Source organism: Stenotrophomonas sp. YJH_SMC_119 (assembly GCF_059368315.1).
Genome location: NZ_JCAFRP010000004.1, coordinates 298,924 through 316,110, shown reverse-complemented (window position 1 = coordinate 316,110; position 17,187 = coordinate 298,924). Strand labels below are relative to the sequence as shown.

Annotated in this window: 16 protein-coding genes and 1 pseudogene; 2 read left to right on the top strand and 15 right to left on the bottom strand. The window is 68.1% G+C overall.

Features of this window, described 5'->3' with window-relative positions:
* Nucleotides 1-36: 36 nt before the first annotated feature.
* The 12 genes from AC5P6S_RS09135 to hisS form a co-directional block, all read right to left on the bottom strand.
* Nucleotides 37-321 carry a hypothetical protein gene (locus AC5P6S_RS09135; protein ID WP_065183921.1) on the bottom strand — a complete coding sequence of 95 codons (285 nt, stop codon included), beginning with the start codon at nt 319-321 and terminating at the stop codon, nt 37-39.
* Between the two features lie 36 nt (nt 322-357).
* Nucleotides 358-1,947, bottom strand: coding sequence for a calcineurin-like phosphoesterase C-terminal domain-containing protein (locus AC5P6S_RS09130; protein ID WP_005409433.1), 1,590 nt, complete (start codon nt 1,945-1,947; stop codon nt 358-360).
* A gap of 154 nt (nt 1,948-2,101) precedes the next feature.
* Entirely contained in the window at nt 2,102-2,722 is a 621-nt protein-coding gene (hisIE, locus tag AC5P6S_RS09125) for a bifunctional phosphoribosyl-AMP cyclohydrolase/phosphoribosyl-ATP diphosphatase HisIE (protein ID WP_005409432.1), read from the bottom strand.
* Nucleotides 2,712-3,488 (bottom strand): imidazole glycerol phosphate synthase subunit HisF, encoded by a 777-nt coding sequence (gene hisF / locus AC5P6S_RS09120; protein WP_005409431.1) that lies wholly within the window; start codon nt 3,486-3,488, stop codon nt 2,712-2,714. The genes hisIE and hisF overlap by 11 nt, the downstream gene beginning before the upstream one ends.
* A complete protein-coding gene (gene hisA / locus AC5P6S_RS09115) occupies nt 3,482-4,216 on the bottom strand; it encodes a 1-(5-phosphoribosyl)-5-[(5-phosphoribosylamino)methylideneamino]imidazole-4-carboxamide isomerase (RefSeq protein WP_065183922.1) in 735 nt (244 codons plus the stop codon). Before hisA ends, hisF begins: the two co-directional genes overlap by 7 nt.
* The gene (hisH, locus tag AC5P6S_RS09110) at nt 4,213-4,815 is read right to left on the bottom strand and encodes an imidazole glycerol phosphate synthase subunit HisH (RefSeq protein WP_087803382.1); all 603 of its coding nucleotides are present in this window, start codon (nt 4,813-4,815) and stop codon (nt 4,213-4,215) included. Before hisH ends, hisA begins: the two co-directional genes overlap by 4 nt.
* Nucleotides 4,812-5,885 (bottom strand): bifunctional histidinol-phosphatase/imidazoleglycerol-phosphate dehydratase HisB, encoded by a 1,074-nt coding sequence (gene hisB, locus AC5P6S_RS09105; RefSeq protein ID WP_005409428.1) that lies wholly within the window; start codon nt 5,883-5,885, stop codon nt 4,812-4,814. Before hisB ends, hisH begins: the two co-directional genes overlap by 4 nt.
* Complete coding sequence (gene hisC / locus AC5P6S_RS09100) at nt 5,882-6,976, bottom strand: histidinol-phosphate transaminase (protein WP_005409427.1); 1,095 nt, start codon at nt 6,974-6,976, stop codon at nt 5,882-5,884. The genes hisB and hisC overlap by 4 nt, the downstream gene beginning before the upstream one ends.
* A complete protein-coding gene (gene hisD / locus AC5P6S_RS09095; RefSeq protein ID WP_012480031.1) occupies nt 6,973-8,268 on the bottom strand; it encodes a histidinol dehydrogenase in 1,296 nt (431 codons plus the stop codon). Before hisD ends, hisC begins: the two co-directional genes overlap by 4 nt.
* The gene (gene hisG / locus AC5P6S_RS09090; protein WP_012480030.1) at nt 8,265-9,176 is read right to left on the bottom strand and encodes an ATP phosphoribosyltransferase; all 912 of its coding nucleotides are present in this window, start codon (nt 9,174-9,176) and stop codon (nt 8,265-8,267) included. Before hisG ends, hisD begins: the two co-directional genes overlap by 4 nt.
* A gap of 34 nt (nt 9,177-9,210) precedes the next feature.
* On the bottom strand, nt 9,211-9,519 hold the full coding sequence (locus tag AC5P6S_RS09085; RefSeq protein WP_005416326.1) for a YerC/YecD family TrpR-related protein: 309 nt from the start codon (nt 9,517-9,519) through the stop codon (nt 9,211-9,213).
* A 311-nt stretch (nt 9,520-9,830) separates the two neighbouring features.
* A complete protein-coding gene (hisS, locus tag AC5P6S_RS09080; protein WP_065183925.1) occupies nt 9,831-11,225 on the bottom strand; it encodes a histidine--tRNA ligase in 1,395 nt (464 codons plus the stop codon).
* A 126-nt stretch (nt 11,226-11,351) separates the two neighbouring features.
* Between hisS and AC5P6S_RS09075 the strand changes: the two are divergent.
* Nucleotides 11,352-12,092: pseudogene (locus tag AC5P6S_RS09075) on the top strand (Crp/Fnr family transcriptional regulator); the annotation flags it as partial.
* A 15-nt stretch (nt 12,093-12,107) separates the two neighbouring features.
* Here the strand turns inward: AC5P6S_RS09075 and thrC are convergent.
* From thrC to thrA, 3 genes are read right to left on the bottom strand one after another with little or no spacing between them, the layout of a single operon-like run.
* Nucleotides 12,108-13,394 (bottom strand): threonine synthase, encoded by a 1,287-nt coding sequence (gene thrC, locus AC5P6S_RS09070; protein ID WP_065183927.1) that lies wholly within the window; start codon nt 13,392-13,394, stop codon nt 12,108-12,110.
* Nucleotides 13,395-13,423: 29 nt separating this feature from the next.
* On the bottom strand, nt 13,424-14,338 hold the full coding sequence (locus tag AC5P6S_RS09065; protein ID WP_111196605.1) for a homoserine kinase: 915 nt from the start codon (nt 14,336-14,338) through the stop codon (nt 13,424-13,426).
* Nucleotides 14,335-16,839 (bottom strand): bifunctional aspartate kinase/homoserine dehydrogenase I, encoded by a 2,505-nt coding sequence (gene thrA, locus AC5P6S_RS09060; RefSeq protein WP_111196607.1) that lies wholly within the window; start codon nt 16,837-16,839, stop codon nt 14,335-14,337. Before thrA ends, AC5P6S_RS09065 begins: the two co-directional genes overlap by 4 nt.
* 27 nt (nt 16,840-16,866) lie before the next feature.
* Here thrA and AC5P6S_RS09055 point away from each other — a divergent pair, with 27 nt between their 5' ends.
* Nucleotides 16,867-17,187 carry a hypothetical protein gene (locus AC5P6S_RS09055; RefSeq protein WP_181501337.1) on the top strand — a complete coding sequence of 107 codons (321 nt, stop codon included), beginning with the start codon at nt 16,867-16,869 and terminating at the stop codon, nt 17,185-17,187.

Here is a 17,187-nt window from a genome sequence, read left to right as displayed (position 1 = left end):
GCGGCTTTGCCTAGCGCGCCGATGGTTCAGGTTGGCCTACATGCCTTCCTGTTCGGCCACCTGCACACCATCCACCAGCACGCGCAGCCGCTGCGGGCGGAAGCCGGCGACCAGCAGCGGCCGGGTGCGCTCGACCAGCACTTCATGGCCGGCGATGTGGCGCAGCCACGACTGTACCAGCGAGAACGAGAAGTGGGTGCCCGGATGCAGCGGGTGCTGCACCCAGACCTTCTCGGTAGCGCTCTGCAGCAGCATCGCGCCGGTGAACCAGTGGCGGCTGAGGGTCACCGGCGTGGTGCCGGCCATGAAGCGGATATCCATGCGGGGTCCTTTCGCGTTGGGCAGCGGCGCCGTGGATCAGGGCTGGGCAGTCTGCAGGCTGTAGCTGGTGGTGGCGGTGAACACTGCACCATCAGGCTGGGTGGAGCGTACCTCGACCTTGTGGCTGCCCACGGCCAGATCGGTCGGCAGCGCGCCACGCCACAGGTGCGGCGATGCGGTGGCCTCCGGCGAGCGGTCGTAGCCACGCAGGCTGATTGCAAGATCGTCGGCCACGTTCTCCACCACCAGGCGCGGATCGGGTTGGCTGACCTGCTTCATCGGCTGCCAGGCGCCACCATCGACGCGGTACTCGACCACGCTGGCATCCTCACCCATGTAGACGTTGGCATAGATGCCCCAGGCCGGGTAGGCGCCCTGGCGCAGCACCTTCGGCGCATGCAGGCCGATCTGCTCGCTGGCCGGTTTTCCGGCCACGCGGTACTGCAGTCTGTAGCTGCCATTGCCGGCCACGTCGAGCAACGCATAGCCCTTCGGCGTGCCATCGCTCATGGTGCTGTCCGGCACGCCGGCGGCATTCTTCACGCCTGACCAGAACGCACCGCAGTTGGCGCCGACGTTGTATTCGTGCAGCGGCTTGTCGCCGTTCCAGCCCTCGGCCTTGCCATGGTAGACGTGCTGCTGGGTGTGGCTGTGGCCGCTGAGCACCAGCACGTTGCGGAAGTCCTTCAGCAGGTCGAACAGGCGCTGGCGGTCGGCATGGCGGAAGGTCTCGCGCCCCGGCGCCGCGTCGAACAGCGGGATGTGCATGCCCAGCACCAGCAGGCGATCCTTGTGCAGGCCCTTCAGGTAGCTGGTGAGGAAGGCGAACTGGTCTTCGCGCAGGCCGCCGATGTACTTCGGCTTGGCCTTGGGGTCGTACACCACGTCGTCCAGGAACACGAAACTGGCGCCGCCCTCTTCCACCGCGTAGGTGTCCGGACCGTAGATGTTGCGCCAGCTGTCCAGCGAGTGTTCGTCGCTGGCCGCATCGAAGTCGAGATCGTGGTTGCCCGGCACATGGAACCACGGTACGCCAAGTCCGGTGGTGACCTTGTTGATCGCCGGATACAGGGTCAGGTCGTCGTTGACGATGTCACCCAGGGTGGTGCCCATGCGCGCCTTGGTCTGTCCCACCAATGGCGCGACGATCGACTGCTGGTAGTAGCCGATATCCTTCAGGCTGGCGGTCTGCGAATCGGTGAACACCAGCATCTGGAAGCCGCGCCGACTGTCATGGCGATCCGACTGCAGGGCGAAATCCCAGTTGCGGGTGACGTCGCTGGTCGCGGCGATGCCGCCGTACTTCAACGCCGGCGAACCGTTCGGGCGATAGTGCCGCCAGAACGAAGGCAGGCCGTCGGCCGCTTTCGGGAAGGAATACGCATCGGGCTTGATCACGAACACGGTCTGGCCATCACGCACCGGCAGGCTGTAGCTGCCGTCTGCAGCCGTCTTGACGATGGCCTCGCCGTTGGAGACCTGCACGCCGGCCAGGCCCGGATCGGTCGCACCGCGGCCGGGTTTGCCGTCGCGCTCCAGATAGACCTTGCCGGTGACCACGGTGTCCGCGGCCCAGGCCGGCGAGGTCAGCAACAGGCAGCACAGCCAGGCGGCAGGCAGTTTCATGGGCGGTCCGGGTAAAGAAAGACCGCCTATTGTAGATTCCGTTGATGACATCGCGCACGCGATGACGCATGCCGGTAGTGCCGGCCGCTGGCCGGCAGCCTCATGAACGTCGGGCATCCGGGGCTTGCCGGCCAGCGGCTGGCACTACCACACGTCAACGATGGCGTTTTTCCAGCACCGCGCGCGCATCATCCAGCGACAGCCCGCGCGCGCGCAGCAGCACCAGCAGGTGGTACAGCAGGTCCGAGGCCTCGCCCAGCAACGCCTCATCATCCTGCGCCACCGCCGCCAGGGCGGTCTCCACGCCCTCCTCGCCCACCTTCTGTGCGATACGGCGGATGCCGCCCTCGAACAGGCTGGTGGTGTAGCTGCCCGGCGGGCGTTGCGCCTCACGCATCGCCACCAGCTGGCCCAGCCCGCCCAGGAAATCCTTCGGCGCCTGGTCGAAGCAGCTCTCTGCACCGGTGTGGCAGGTTGGCCCCGCCGGCCGTGCCATCACCAGCAAAGTATCGGCATCGCAGTCGACGCTGATCGACTGCACCACCAGCACGTTGCCGGACTGCTCGCCCTTGGTCCACAACCGTTGCTTGCTGCGGCTGAAGAAGGTCATGTGGCCGATGGCCAGCGTGGCCGCCAGCGATTCGGCGCTGACATAACCGAGCATCAGTACCTGCAGGGTATCGGCATCCTGAACCACCGCCGGCAGCAGGCCGTCACCCTTGGCCCAGTCCAGCGCCTGCAATGCGTCCAACGACGGCCTGACTTCAATAGACATCCCGCACCTCGATCTGCTGTCCGCGCAGGTAGCGCTTCAATTCTGGAATGGCGATGGCGCCGCTGTGGAACACGCTGGCGGCCAGCGCGCCGTCGACGTCGGCCTGGTCGAAGGCTTCGGCGAAGTGCTCCATCGCACCGGCACCGCCCGAGGCGATCAACGGTACCTGGCACAGTGCCCGCGCCTGTTGCAGCTGCACGACATCGTAGCCACGGCGCACGCCATCGCTGTCCATGCAGTTCAGTACGATCTCGCCCGCGCCACGCCGTTGTGCTTCGACGATCCAGTCCAGGGTGCGCAGCGGCACCGCCTGGGTCTTGTCCGGATCGCCGCTGAAACGACGCACCCGCCATTGCCCGTCGGCCTCGCGCACCGAATCGACGCCCACCACCACGCACTGCACGCCGAACTCGTCCGCCAGCTCGGTGATCAGCTCCGGGCGCCCCAGCGCCGGCGAGTTGATCGACACCTTGTCGGCACCGGCGAACAATACGCGGCGCGCGGTTTCCACACTGTCGATGCCACCGGCCACGCAGAACGGAATGTCGATCAGCCGCGCGATGCGCTCGATCCACGCCACGTCGACCGAACGCGCCTCGGGGCTGGCGCCGATGTCATAGAACACCAGCTCGTCCGCCCCCTGGTCGCGATAGCGCTGCGCCAGCTCGGCGATGTCGCCCATGTCGACGTGGTCGCGGAAGCGCACGCCCTTGACCACGCGGCCATCGCGCACGTCCAGGCAGGGAATGATGCGGCGGCTCAACATGCCAGTGCCTCCGCCAGGTCCATGCGCTGCTCCAGCAGTGCCTTGCCGAGAATCGCACCGCCGCAGCCGGCGGCACGGGCCTCGGCCACATCGGCTACGTCACGGATGCCACCGGACGCCTGCACCGCCACACCCGGCAACAAGCCGGACAGGTGCCAATAGAGGTCGATATTGGGCCCGGCCAGCATGCCGTCACGGGCGATGTCGGTGCACAGCAGGTGGCGCATGCCGGCGCGCGCGTAGCGCTGGGCCAGGTCATCCAGGGTCACTCCGGCGTTCTCGGTCCAACCGTGCACCGGCAATTGCCACTGCCCCTGTGCATCCTGGCGCGCGTCCAGCGCAACCGTGATGCGATCGGCGCCGAATTCCTCCAGCCAGCCGACCACTTCATCGGGGCGACGCACCGCCAGCGAGCCGACCACCACGCGACCGGCGCCGGCATCGAGGATGCGCGCCACATCGTCGCGGCCGCGCACGCCACCGCCGGTCTGCACCTGCAGCGATGTCTGCGCGCGGATCGACGACAGTAGCGGCGCCAGCGTATAGCCACCGGCGCGCGCAGCGTCCAGATCGACCAGATGCATCCACTGCGCACCCTGCGCGGCGAAGGCCTGCGCGCGTGGCAACGGATCGTCGCCATACGAGGTTTCCTGCGCGTAGTCGCCCTGGCGCAGCCGCACCACGCGGCCGTCGCGGATATCCAGCGCGGGGTAGACGATGAAACTCATGCAGCAGTGCCCTCGAGAAAATTGCGCAGCATCAGCGAGCCGGTCTCGCCGGAGCGCTCGGGGTGGAACTGTGCGCCGTAGTAACGCCCCTGCTCCACCACGGCAGTGAACAGGCCGCCGTGGTCGCAGGCAGCGACGGTGTGGGTATTGAGGGGCGCGGCGTAGCTGTGCACGAAGTAGGCGCTGGCACGCTCCGGCACGCCGCGCAGCAGCAGCGATTCGCGCAGCGGCAGCAGGCGGTTCCAGCCCATGTGCGGCACCCGGATGCCGCAGGCCGGCACCAGCTTGCGCACCACGCCGGGAATCAGTCCCAGTGTCTCCACACCCGCCTCCTCGGAGCGTTCGAACAGCAGCTGCATGCCCAGGCAGATTCCCATCAGCGGCACCTCCAGTCGCTGCAGCGGTTCCACCAGGCCTTGCGCATGCAGGTGTTGCATGCCGGGACCGGCGGCGCCGACGCCGGGCAGGATCACCCGCTGCGCACCGACCAGACCGTCCGCATCGCGCACCAGCCGCACAGTCGCACCCAGGCGCTCCAGTGCGTAGCGCACCGAGCCCAGGTTGGCGCCGCCGGCATCGATCAGCGCAACGTCACTCACAGCGCCCCCTTGGTGCTCGGCAGTGCCGTGCCCTGCCGGGCCAGCGCCGGACGCAGCGCGCGGGCCAGGGCCTTGAAGCACGCCTCCACCTTGTGGTGATCGTTGTCGCCGCGTACCTGCAGGTTGAGGTTCAGGCCGCTGGCATCGCACAGCGAGCGGAAGAAATGCGGCACCAGCTCGGTCGGCATATCGCCCACGCGTTCGCGCTTGAACTCGCCCTCGAACACGAAGTACGGGCGGCCACTGAAGTCCAGCGCAGCGCTGGCCAGCGTCTCGTCCATCGGCAGGGTGAAACCGTAGCGGCCGATGCCGCGCTTGTCGCCCAGCGCCTCGCGCAGCGCCTGGCCCAGGGCCAGCCCCGTATCCTCGATGGTGTGGTGTTCGTCGATGTGCAGGTCACCCTCGGCCTGGATGTCCAGCGCGAAGCCACCGTGCTTGCCGATCTGTTCCAGCATGTGGTCGAAGAACGGCAGGCCGGTGGAGATGCGTGCATCACCCGCGCAATCCAGGTCCAGTTCGACGCGGATCTTCGTTTCTTTCGTGTTGCGCTGGACCACGGCGGTGCGCGGCGCATCGGCCAGCGCATGGGCAATGCCCGGCCAATCCCACTCGCCACCAAACTGCGCGGTGCGCAGCTGGAAACCGCGGATGTTGAGGTTGTCGGCAAACTGCAGGTCGGTGATGCGATCGCCGACCATGCCCGAACGCGCCCAGTCGATGCTGCGGTCCTGCAGATAAGCCGTCATCAGTCCGATGCCCGGCTTGCGGGTCGGCGCATTGTCGTGCGGCCAGCTGCAGTCGATCAGCACGTCACGGAAAGTGATGCCCTGGCTTTCGAAGATCTGCAGCATCAGCTCGTTGGGGCCATCGAAGCTGGCACGCGGGTAGCTGTCGCTGCCCAGGCCATCCTGGTTGGTGACGATCACGAACTGGTAGCCGGCATCCCGCAGCTTCAGCAGCGCCGGGATCACCTGCGGCACGAAGCGCAGCTTCTCGTAGGCGTCGATCTGGAAATCGGACGGCTCCTCGATGAGGGTGCCGTCGCGGTCGATGAACAGGATCGGGGTCATGCTGCGGCCCTCCGCGCCGACAGGGCCGCGAGCACGCGGTCATTCTCTTCCGGGCTGCCGATGCTGATGCGAAGCGCATCGCCCAGCTGCGGCGCGGCGCGCTGGTCGCGCACCACCACCCCTGCAGCAAGCAGCGTATCGAACGCCGCCTGCGCATCGGCGAAGCGGACCAGCAGGTAGTTGCCGGACGAGGCGTACACCCGGCGTACACCGGGCAGGCTGGCCAGTGCCGTTCGCAGGCGTTCGCGCTCGGCGATGACCGTGGCCACGCGCTCGGCGGTGCGTGCCAGCGCGGCCGGCTGCAGGGCCTGCACGGCCAGTTCCGCGCACGGGGTCGGCACCGGATACGGCGCCTGGCAGCGGCGCAGCACGGCAATCAGTTCCGGCGCGGCGATCAGCGTTCCAATGCGCGCGGCCGCGAGTGCGTGTGCTTTCGACAGCGTGCGCAGCACCGCCAGGTTGGCGTGCACGGCCAGCAACGTGGTCGCCGACGGACGCTGCGCGTACTCGACATAGGCCTCGTCCACCACCACCAGTGCCTGCCCGCGCAACGCAACCGCCACCCGTTCGACCTCGTCCAGGGCGATATCACTGCCGGCCGGGTTCGACGGTGCGCACAGGAACACCAGCTTGGCATTGCGCGCCCTGGCGGTGTCGATCACCGCATCCAGATCGGCGCGCAGGCCATCCTCGCTGTCCACCAGCGGCACTTCAATCAATGCGGCGCCCTGCAGGCGTGCGCAGACGGCGTACATGCCGAACACCGGCGGCGTGACCAGTACGCCATCGCGGCCCGGCACGCACAGGGCACGCACCAGCAGATCAATGGCTTCGTCGCTGCCGCGACCGATCAGCAGCTGCTGTGGCGTCACGCCGTACAGCGCCGCAAGTCCCTCGCGCAATGCCAACGGCTGCGGTTCGGGATAGCGCCGGCTGCTGCCCGCGGCATCAGCGGGATTGGCCCAGGCCGATTCATTGGCGTTCAACCAGACCTCGCCCTGCACCGCCGCGCTGCGCGCCGAGCTGTAGCCGGCGAAGGCCTGCAGATCCGGGCGAACCAGTGCCAGCACATCATCGATAGCCGCGTTCATGCTGCCACCTCCATGCGCACTGCGACCGCACGTTCATGTGCATCCAGGCCTTCGGCACTGGCGATGATGCGCGCGCAGCCGCCAATCGCTGCCAGGCCGGCGGCGCTGGCGCTCTGCACGCTGATCAGGTTCTGGAAGCTGGCCACACTGACACCACTGTAGGCACGTGCGGCACCCGCGGTGGGCAGCACGTGGTTGGTGCCGCTGCAGTAGTCGCCCAGTGCCTCGGGGGTGTAATCACCCAGGAACACCGAGCCGGCCGCCTGCACCTTGTCCAGCCACGCACGCGGATCACGCAATGCCAGGATCAGGTGCTCCGGTGCATAGCGGTTGCTGATCGCGAAGGCTTCGTCCAACGAATCGACCTGGATCAGCCGCGAGGCCGACAGCGCCTGGCGTGCGATCTGCTGGCGCGGCAGCAAGGCCACCTGGCGCTCGACTTCAGCCTCGACCGCCGCCAGCATCGCGGTATCGTCGGTCAGCAGCAGCACCTGCGAATCCGGGCCGTGCTCGGCCTGCGACAGCAGGTCGGCTGCAACGAACGCCGGGTTTGCACCTGCATCGGCAATCACCAGCACTTCGGAGGGACCGGCCGGCATGTCGATGGCGGCGGCGCCGTCCTGTGCGACCTGCTGCTTGGCTTCGGTGACGAAGCTGTTGCCCGGCCCGAACAGCTTGTCACAGGCCGGAATGCTGGCCGTGCCGTAAGCCATCGCAGCGATGGCCTGGGCGCCGCCCAGCTTGAACACGCGCTGCACACCGGTCAGGCGTGCGGCCACCAGCACCGCAGGATCGGCCGTGCCGTCGGCGCGTGGCGGCGTGCACAGCACCACCTGCGGGCAGCCGGCCAGCTGCGCGGGCACGCCCAGCATCAACGCGGTGGACGGCAGCGGTGCGCTGCCGGCCGGCACATACAGGCCCACCCGGCCGATCGGGCGCAGCATGCGTTCGCATACCACGCCCGGTGCGGTTTCCACGGCATACCCCGTACCCATGCCGGCGGCGTGGAAACGGGCGATGCGTTCGGCAGCTTCGACCATCGCCTGGCGCAGCTCGGCGGGGACGGCGGCATCGGCCGCTGCGAACTCGGCTTCGCTCACTTCGAACGATGGCAGCTCGACGCCGTCGAAACGTGCGGTAATCGCACGTAGCGCGTCATCGCCCTGCCCGCGCACCTGTGCAATCAGCGTAGCCACCGCATCGCGGGTCTGCTGCGCCACGGTCTGCACCGGGCGGGTCAGTGCCGCACTGCGCGCGGCCTCATCAAGTCGGGACCAGATCAGACGGTTCATGCCAGCGACCGCTCCACGCTCAGTACCATCAAGCCCTGCGCGCCGGCGCGCTCGAGTTCCTCCATGCGCTGCCAGCTCAGCGGGCCCGGGCACATGGTCTGCAGGCGCAGTGCGCCGCCGTCGGCCGGCAGCCGCACCAGCGGCTCGGCATCGGCCAGCAGCTGCGCCAGCGCGTCGACGCGATCCTCGCTGGCGCGGAACATCAACAGCTTGCGGTCCTGGCGCTGCACCACGCCGTCGAGGCGGCGCAGCAGCATCGCGCGCAGCGATGCACGTGCATCATCCGGCACGCGCACCGCACCGGCCAGCACCGCCTCGCTGTCGAGCAGGTTGTGCACCGGGGTCAGCTGGTTGGCGCGCAGCGTGGCGCCGCTGGAGACCAGATCGCAGATCAGGTCGGCGGTACCCAGGCGCGGGGCGATTTCCACCGACCCGGACAGCTCGACCACCTGTGCGTCCACGCCCTGTTCGGCCAGCCATTGCTTGAGGATGGCCGGGTAGCTGGTGGCAATGCGGGCACCGGCCAGCTGCGCCGGTCCCTGCCACTGCCACTCCTCGGGTACCGCCAGCATCAGCCGGCACTGGCCAAAGCCCAGTCCGCGCAGTGCCTGGTAGGCATCCGGCAGGCCGATCTGGCGACGTGCCGCAGCCTGCTCGTCCAGCTCGTTGCGGCCGACGATGCCGAGGTCGCAAACGCCGTCGGCGATCAGGCCGGGGATGTCGTCGTCGCGCACCAGCAGCAGGTCCACCGGCAGCGATTCGCCGTAGCAGAACAGCTTGTCGCGGCTCTCGCGCCAGCTCAGGCCACAGGCACTGAGCAGGTTGCGGGCGGGCTCGGCCAGCCGGCCACTCTTCTGGATGGCGATACGCAGCCGGTCTCGTGCCGGCGCTGCCTGGGTTGCACTCATGGGGGAGGTCTCGAAGTTCGGAACGGGGCGCGGATCAGCGCGAAGCAAGGCGGTCGATGGCGGCGGCATAGCCTCGATGGCCATGCTCGAGCGTTCGCGCCACCCGTCCGGTGGTGGTCACGCTGACCCCGGTGCGCTCGTGGATCTCGCGATACGGCACGCCCTGCTGCAGCAGCGGCACCACCTTCCAGCGGTCGGCCATGGCTTCCAGCTCGGCCGGTGTGCACAGATCGCGCAGGAAGGCCTCGACCTGTTCCGGCTCGCGCAGGGCGGCAAAGGCCCGGGCCAGGGCCTCAAGGTCGGCCTTCGGGTCTTTGGCGGCAATTTCGGGGCGGGCTTTCACGGGGTCGTTTCCATGCATCAATGTAATAGCGCGTTAGTACATTAGCGCATTCTTGCGCAGTGCGTCAAATCGAGGGTTGAGGGGCGGCAGGGCTGCTGCCCTGCACCCGCACCCGCAGAGGCCGGAGCATCGGCACAGCTGGGTTCCGGACCGACCCCGCCCTCGACAGGTGGTCGCGAGCTGTTGGGACGGCCGGGGTCGGATCTGTTTTCCAGAGGGAAACGGCTCTGACCCCGGAACGGGGCCCGGAAACGAAAACGCCCACCAATTGGTGGGCGTTTCATTGAAGCGCTGCATGCTGCCAGGGGCCGTTACATCACCTTCGACTGCTCCAGCTCGACCTGCAGGGTGCTGGCCAGCTCGTCGCGGGAGACCTCGAACTGCTGCTCGCGCAGCAGGTCCTTCACTGCCACCACGCCGCGCGCCAGCTCGTCCTCACCGGCCAGCACCACGAAGCGGATGCCGGCCTTGGCGGCGTACTGGAACTGCTTGCCGATCTTCTTCGGCTCCATCTGCACTTCGGTATTGATGCCACCGGCGCGCAGGCGGCGCGCGATGTCCAGCGACTGCGGCATGCCCTGCTCGTCCATCAGCGCCACCAGCGCCTGCACGCTGCTGCCCTCGATGCCATCGATCAGGCCGGCTTCGCGCAGCTGCCAGAACAGGCGCGACAGGCCGATGGAGATGCCCACGCCCGGCAGCTTCGACTTGCTGTAGTGGCTGGCCAGGTCTTCGTAGCGGCCGCCCGAGCAGATCGAACCGATCTGCGGGTGGTCGGTCAGCGTGGTCTCGTAGACGGTGCCGGTGTAGTAGTCCAGGCCGCGCGCAATGGAGAAATTCAGGCAGTACGCGGTTTCCGGCACGCCCAGCGCCTGCACCAGCTGCAGCACTTCGCGCAGTTCGGCGACGCCGGTACGCAGGATCTCCGAAGAACCGGCGTCGGCTTCAAGCGTGGCCAGCTGCGCCAGTGCATCGGCATGGCCCTGCGAACGCACGGCCACGAACGCCAGGATCTTCTCGACCTGCTCGGCCGCAATCTCGAAGCCCTCGCCCACCAGCGTCTCGCGCACGTAATCGGCGCCGCGCTTGTCCAGCTTGTCCACTTCGCGCAGCACTGCCAGCTGGCGCTCGCCCTCGGCCACGCCCAGGCTCTCGAAGAAGCCACGCATCAGCTTGCGGTTGTTCAGCTGGATGCTGAAGTCACCGATGCGCAGTTCCGAGAACACCGCGTGGATGACCGCCAGCACTTCGGCGTCGTATCGCACGCTCAGGCTGTCCTTGCCGATCACGTCGATGTCGCACTGGTAGAACTCACGGAAGCGGCCGCGTTGGGCGCGCTCGCCGCGGTACACCCGCTGCATCTGGTAGCGACGGAACGGGAAGGTCAGTTCATGCTCGTGCTCGGCCACGTAGCGCGCCAGCGGCACGGTCAGGTCGAAGCGCAGCGCCATTTCCGGCAGCGAACGGTCACCCGATTCGGCGGCGTTGGCCAGCGCACCGGTGGACTGCACGAAATACACCTGGCGCTCGGTTTCGCCACCGGACTTGGTCAGCAGCACGTCGGACAGCTCGAACACCGGCGTCTCGACCGGCAGGAACCCGAAGCGCTCGTAGTTGCGACGGATCACGTCCAGCATGCGCTGGAACGCAATCTGCTCGCGCGGCAACAGTTCAAGGGTGCCGGGCGGGGTACGGGGCTTGATCACGGGCGGAACTCCTGCTGGAACGGGACGTGGGAGGGGGCGACATTCTAGCGCCCCCGCCTCGGGCAGGGTCGAACGGCCGCTTGAAGTATCATAAGGCCCTCCCCGCCCGCGATACGCCCCCGCAACATGTCACGGCCTTCCGGCGCTCCGCCCGCCACCAACGATCCCGCCTCGCCGTCCTGCAACACGCTGGACTGCCTGCACTGCTCGGTTCGCCACCTCGCGGTGTGCTCGGCGCTGTCGCCCGATGAAGTGCAGGCACTGGAACAGGTCACCGTTTCCCTGCAGGTCAGCATGGGCAGTACCCTGGCCCGCACCGGCGAAGAGCGCGACCATGTCTATACATTGACCGGCGGCGCCCTGCGCCTGGTGCGCACCCTGGCCGATGGCCGCCGCCAGATCAATGGCTTCGTGCTTCCTGGCGACTACCTGGGCCTGAGCGGCAGTGACCACCACCGCTACGATATCGAGGCCATCGCAGACAGCCGCGTATGCCGTGTCGCGCTGCCGCAGATGAAGGCGCTTCGCAGCCGTTTCCCGCACCTGGAACGCAAGCTGCTGCAGCGTGCCTGCCAGGAGCTGGACGCCGCGCAGGATGCCGCGCTGGCACTGGCGCGGCTGCAGCCGGCCGAGAAAGTGGCCGACTTCCTGCTGCGCCTGGCCGCGCGCGAGGCCAAGCTGGGTGGCGATGGCCTGCGCGTCTCGCTGCCGATGGGGCGTGGCGACATCGCCGACCATCTGGGCCTGACCATGGAAACGGTCAGCCGTACCTTCACCAAGCTGCGCCAGCAGGGGTTGATCGCCCTGCCCCACCTGAACGTAGTGGAGATCCTCGACGAGGACGGGTTGCGCACGCTGGCCGGCAACCCCAGATGCCTTCGATCAACGCAGCAACACCTCACGCAACGCCGCATACTCCGCAGCCAACGGTTCCGCGTGCGCGGGCCGCTGCAGCAACGCATCCAGCGCCGGCGGCACGGCCACTGCTTCGCCAATCAAGGGCTCCACCACTGCCTCGAACTTGGCCGGATGTGCGGTAGCCACCACCGCCCAGTCGCCCTTGGCGCCGCGCGCGCGCAGGTCCTGCAACATCTTCACCGCCGTCGCCGTGTGCGGGCAGAACAGCTCGCCACTACTGGCATGCGCGGCCGCAATTGTCGCGCGGATGGTCACGTCATCCACCGCGAACGCGCGGAAGGCGGCGCGCAGCTCGGCATCATCACCGTGATAGAGCCAGCGCAGACGTTCGAAGTTGCTGGGCGCCCCCACATCCATTGCGTTGGCAACCGTGGCCACACTGGCCTGCGGCTGATAGTCGCCACCGTTGAAGTACGCCGGCAGCACCGCATTGGCATTGGTCGCCAGCACGATCTGCCCGATCGGAACGCCCAGCGCGCGCGCCAGCACTGCGGCCATCGCATTGCCCAGATTGCCGGTCGGCACCACCAGGTTGAGCCGACGACGATGCGCTGCGTAATGGGTCAACGCCGCATGTGCGTAGTAACTCATCTGCGGCAGCAGCCGGCCCAGGCTGATGCTGTTGGCCGAGCTGAGCGGCACCTGCGCCTGCAGGTCACGGTCGGCCAGCGCCTGCTTGACCATGGCCTGGCAATCGTCAAACGCCCCGGCCACACGCAGCGCCTGGATGTTGTCGCCGAAGCAGCCAAGCTGATGCGCCTGGCGCGGTGACACGCGGCCATCCGGGTACAGCACCACCACACGCACGCCCGGCTGGCGGTGGAAGGCTGCCGCCACGGCGGCACCGGTATCGCCAGAGGTGGCGACAACGATCGTCAGGTCGCGGTCCTTGCCGGCCTGCAGCCGCGACAGTGTTCCGGCCAGGAAGCGCGCACCGATATCCTTGAACGCCGCCGTCGGCCCATGGAACAGCTCCAGCACATGGTCACCGCCGCCCAGTGGACGCAGCGGCACCGGAAAGTCGAACGCCTCGCGGCAGATCGATGGCAGCGCCGCCTCCAGAGCATCACCTGCGAAGAACGGTGCCAGCAGATCGGCGGCGGTATCGGCCAGCGTTGCGCCGGCCCGCAGCTCACGTGGCGCCGGCAGCACCTGCGGAACATACAGCCCTCCATCGGGCGCCAATCCTGCAGCGATCGCCGCACTGAGGCCAACGGCCGGGGACTGACCCCGGGTCGAAACAAATTGCATGGGTTCGGTATCCAGTAAAGGGGAAGGATTCAGCACAAGCGGGCTCCCGGTGCATCCAGCGGCGACACCCAGGCATCGCTGTCGAAACCGGCGGCGGCAAATGCCGCCTGCACCGGTGCGGCAGCGGCGCGGGCCTGGTCGGCGTCCTCGAACCAGGCGAACACGCTGGGTCCGGCACCGGAGATGCCCGCACCCATTGCATGGGCCGACAGCGCCGCATCGCGGGCTGCTTCGAAACCTGCAATCAGGCCGGCCCGCCGTGGTTCGACCAGCACATCGCGCAATCCAGCCCGCACCAGCGCCGCATCACTACGATGGCAACCACTGAGTACCAGCGCGAGGTTCGCACTCTGTGCCACGAATTCACCCAGCGCGTAGCTGCCCTGCAGCACCTGGCGCGCACGGCGTGTTTCCAGCACCGCGTGCGGATGCACCAGCAGGCTGTGCCAGGCCGCCGGCACAGGAATTGGCAGCAGGCGGTCGGCCGTACACAGCGCAAGACCACCCAGCAGCAGCGGCCCCACGTTGTCGCCGTGGCGGCCACCGCTGGCCACCGCCTCGCCATCGAGCGCAAACGGATACAGCGCCTCGCGCGACAGCGGTACATCCAGCAGCGCGTTGGCGGCAACCAGCGCCGCAACGCATGACGCTGCCGAACCGCCCATGCCGGAACCGAACGGAATGCCCTTGTCGATCTCCACCGCGAAACCGAAGTCCAGGCCCAGGCCTTCGCGCAGTGACATCAGCGCAGCGCCCGCGGTGTTCCCGGCGGCCTCCAGCGGCAGCTCGACCGCACTGCCACGGATCGCTTCGATGCGCACCAGCGGTTCCTCGATGCGGCCCACGCTCACGGTATCGCCAACACCGGCGATGGCATGACCAAGAATGTCGAAGCCCACCGCCACGTTGGCCACCGAGGCCGGCGCGAACGCACGTGCGATCACAGGCGCGCTCCTTCACCGGCCGCGACCCGCAGCAGGTCGGCAAACACACCGGCGGCGGTGACTTCCGGGCCGGCCCCCGGACCCTGCACCACCAACGGGTTGTCGCAGTAGCGACGGGTACGGAACTGCACCACGTTATCGGTCAACCGAAGGTTGGCGAAGGCGTGGTCGGTGGGCAGTTCCTGCAGGCCCACCGAGGCACCGTCAGCGCCCAGCCGTGCCACGTAGCGCAGCACCGCGCCACGCGCCCGCGCGTCCTGCAACCGCTGCAACAGGCTGGCATCGGACTCGCCCAGCCGCGCCATGAAGTCATCCACGCTGCCGTCGCGCAGCAGCGCCGGCACCAGGCTTTCCACCTGTACCTGTTCCAGGCTGAGCGCGTGGCCGGCCTCGCGGGCGAGGATCACCAGCTTGCGCGCCACGTCCACGCCCGAAAGATCATCGCGCGGGTCCGGCTCGGTGTAGCCCATCGACCGCGCCTGCGCGACCAGCTGCGAGAACGGCTGACTGCCGTCGAAGCGGTTGAACAGCCACGCCAGCGTGCCGGAGAAGATGCCTTCGATCGCCAGCACCTCGTCGCCCGTATCGACCAGATCACGCAGCGTGGTGATCACCGGCAGGCCCGCGCCCACCGTGGCTTCGTAGCGGAAGCGCGCACCACTGGCCGCCGCAGCAGCACGGATGCGCTGGTAGCGCGGCAGCGGGCCAGCACCGGCCTGCTTGTTCGGGGTCACCACGTGGATGCCGGCAGCCAGCCAGCCCTCATAGCGCTCGGCCACGTCGGCGCTGCCACTGCAGTCGATCACCACCGCATGCGGCAGGTGCGCGGCCAGCAGATGTTCGGTGAAGCGATCCAGGTCGCTGGGCTCGCCCGCGTCCTGCAATGCCTCCCGCCAATCGGCGTGCAGGCCATCCACTTCCAGCCGCATGCGCGAACGCGAGGCCAGCGCGCGCAGGCGAAGATCCACATTGGCCTTGGCCAGCAGCTGCGGGCGGGCCGCCAGCAGCTGGTCCAGCAGTGCCGCGCCGACGTTGCCCGGCCCGATCACGCCGACCGCGAACGTCTGCGGCGACAGCCAGAAGCCCGCATGTGCGGCCCGCAATGCGCGGGTGGCATCGGCACTGTCCACCGCCACAGAAATATTGCGCTCCGACGAGCCCTGCGCGATCGCCAGGATGTTCACCTGCGCGCGTCCCAGCGCCTCGAACAGGCGCGCCGCCACACCGGGCTGGCCGGCCATGCCGTCACCCACTGCCGCCAGCACGCTGACGCCCTCACTGACCTGCACGCGCTGCACCTGCCCTACCGACAGTTCATGCGCGAACGCGTGCAGCAGTGCCTCACGGCCACGCGCCGCTTCGGCAGCGCGCACCACGCAGCAGATCGAATGCTCTGACGAACCCTGCGAGATCATCACCACCGACACCTGCGCCTGGCGCAGCGCCGCGAACACGCGCTCGGCGGTACCGGGCACACCGATCAGGCCGGTGCCTTCCAGGTTCAACAGGGACAGCCCGGGGCTCAGGGTCAGGCCCTTCACCGGCCCGCGCGGCGAGCGCTCGGCGCTGATGCGCGTCCCCGGATGCGCCGGCTGGAAGGTATTGCGGATGAAGATCGGCAGGCCGAGGCGGATGGCCGGCGACATCGTCTGCGGGTGCACCACCTTGGCGCCGAAATAAGCGAGCTCGCAGGCCTCGTCGTAGCTTAGTGACTCCAGCTGCACCGCCTCGGGCACCAGCCGCGGGTCGGCCGACAGCACGCCGTCGACGTCGGTCCAGATGTGCAGTTCATCGGCATTGAACAACGCGGCGAAGATCGCGCCGGAATAGTCGCTGCCATTGCGGCCGAGCGTGGTGATGCGGTCATGGCGGTCACGGGCAACGAAACCGGTGGCGACCAGGCGCATCTGCGGATGCCGCAGGCGCCACTTGTCCAGGCGGTCCGCGCTGGACTCCCAGTCGACATCCACACCCAGTTCGCCATGCCCGACCACCAGCACGTCGCGTGCATCGAGTACCGCACAGTCTTCGCCCAAGGCACGCAGGTGGGTGCCAAGCAGTTGCGCGGAGAATACTTCGCCCAGGCCCTGCACGCGGTCGAGTACTTCGCGCGGCAGCTCGCCGATCACCGCCAGCGCCGCCAGCACTTCGGCCAGTTGATCGAAGCGGGCGTCGATCCATTCGACGGTCTCGCCCACCTGCTCGCCCAACAGGGCCACGGCGGCGCCACGGTGACGCGCGCGCAGCGCATGCCAGGCCTCGCGCCAGGCTTCGTCGCCCTTGGCCGCCAGCTGGGCCAGCTCGATCAGCGCGTCAGTGACGCCCTTCATTGCCGAAACGACAGTGACCTGCAGCGATTCGGGACGGGCCAGCAGCAGGCCCGCAACATGGCGGTAGCGTTCGGCATCGGCCACCGAGGTGCCACCGAACTTGTGCACGACGATGGACGGTGCAGCCAGATCGGCCGGGGCAACGGGATGAGCGGGGGCGTGGGAAGACATGCAGACCTCGGCAGGAGGCCCCGTCGCATGCAGGTGTCGAGTTTCCCCGCCACCTGTATGGTGCGGGGCCGTGGTTTTCGGGAGTTACACGAAGACGACGGGCCGCACCAGGGCAGTGGTGACGGTGGTGGTGGTAATGGTGGTGGTGGCGACCGGCGCAGTCGAACGGCCCGCAGTGGCGGGAGCGATCAGGCTGGCGTGGGCGGCATCAAGAACCATGACGCACAGAAAACACTGAGCGCCGGCCTGCTGTCAAGTGCTGCGATGCAAAAAGCCAGCGCCGCGATCATCGCTCAACGTGCCGGCATTTGGTTGCATCTGAGACCAAGACAGCATCAGCACGCTTGA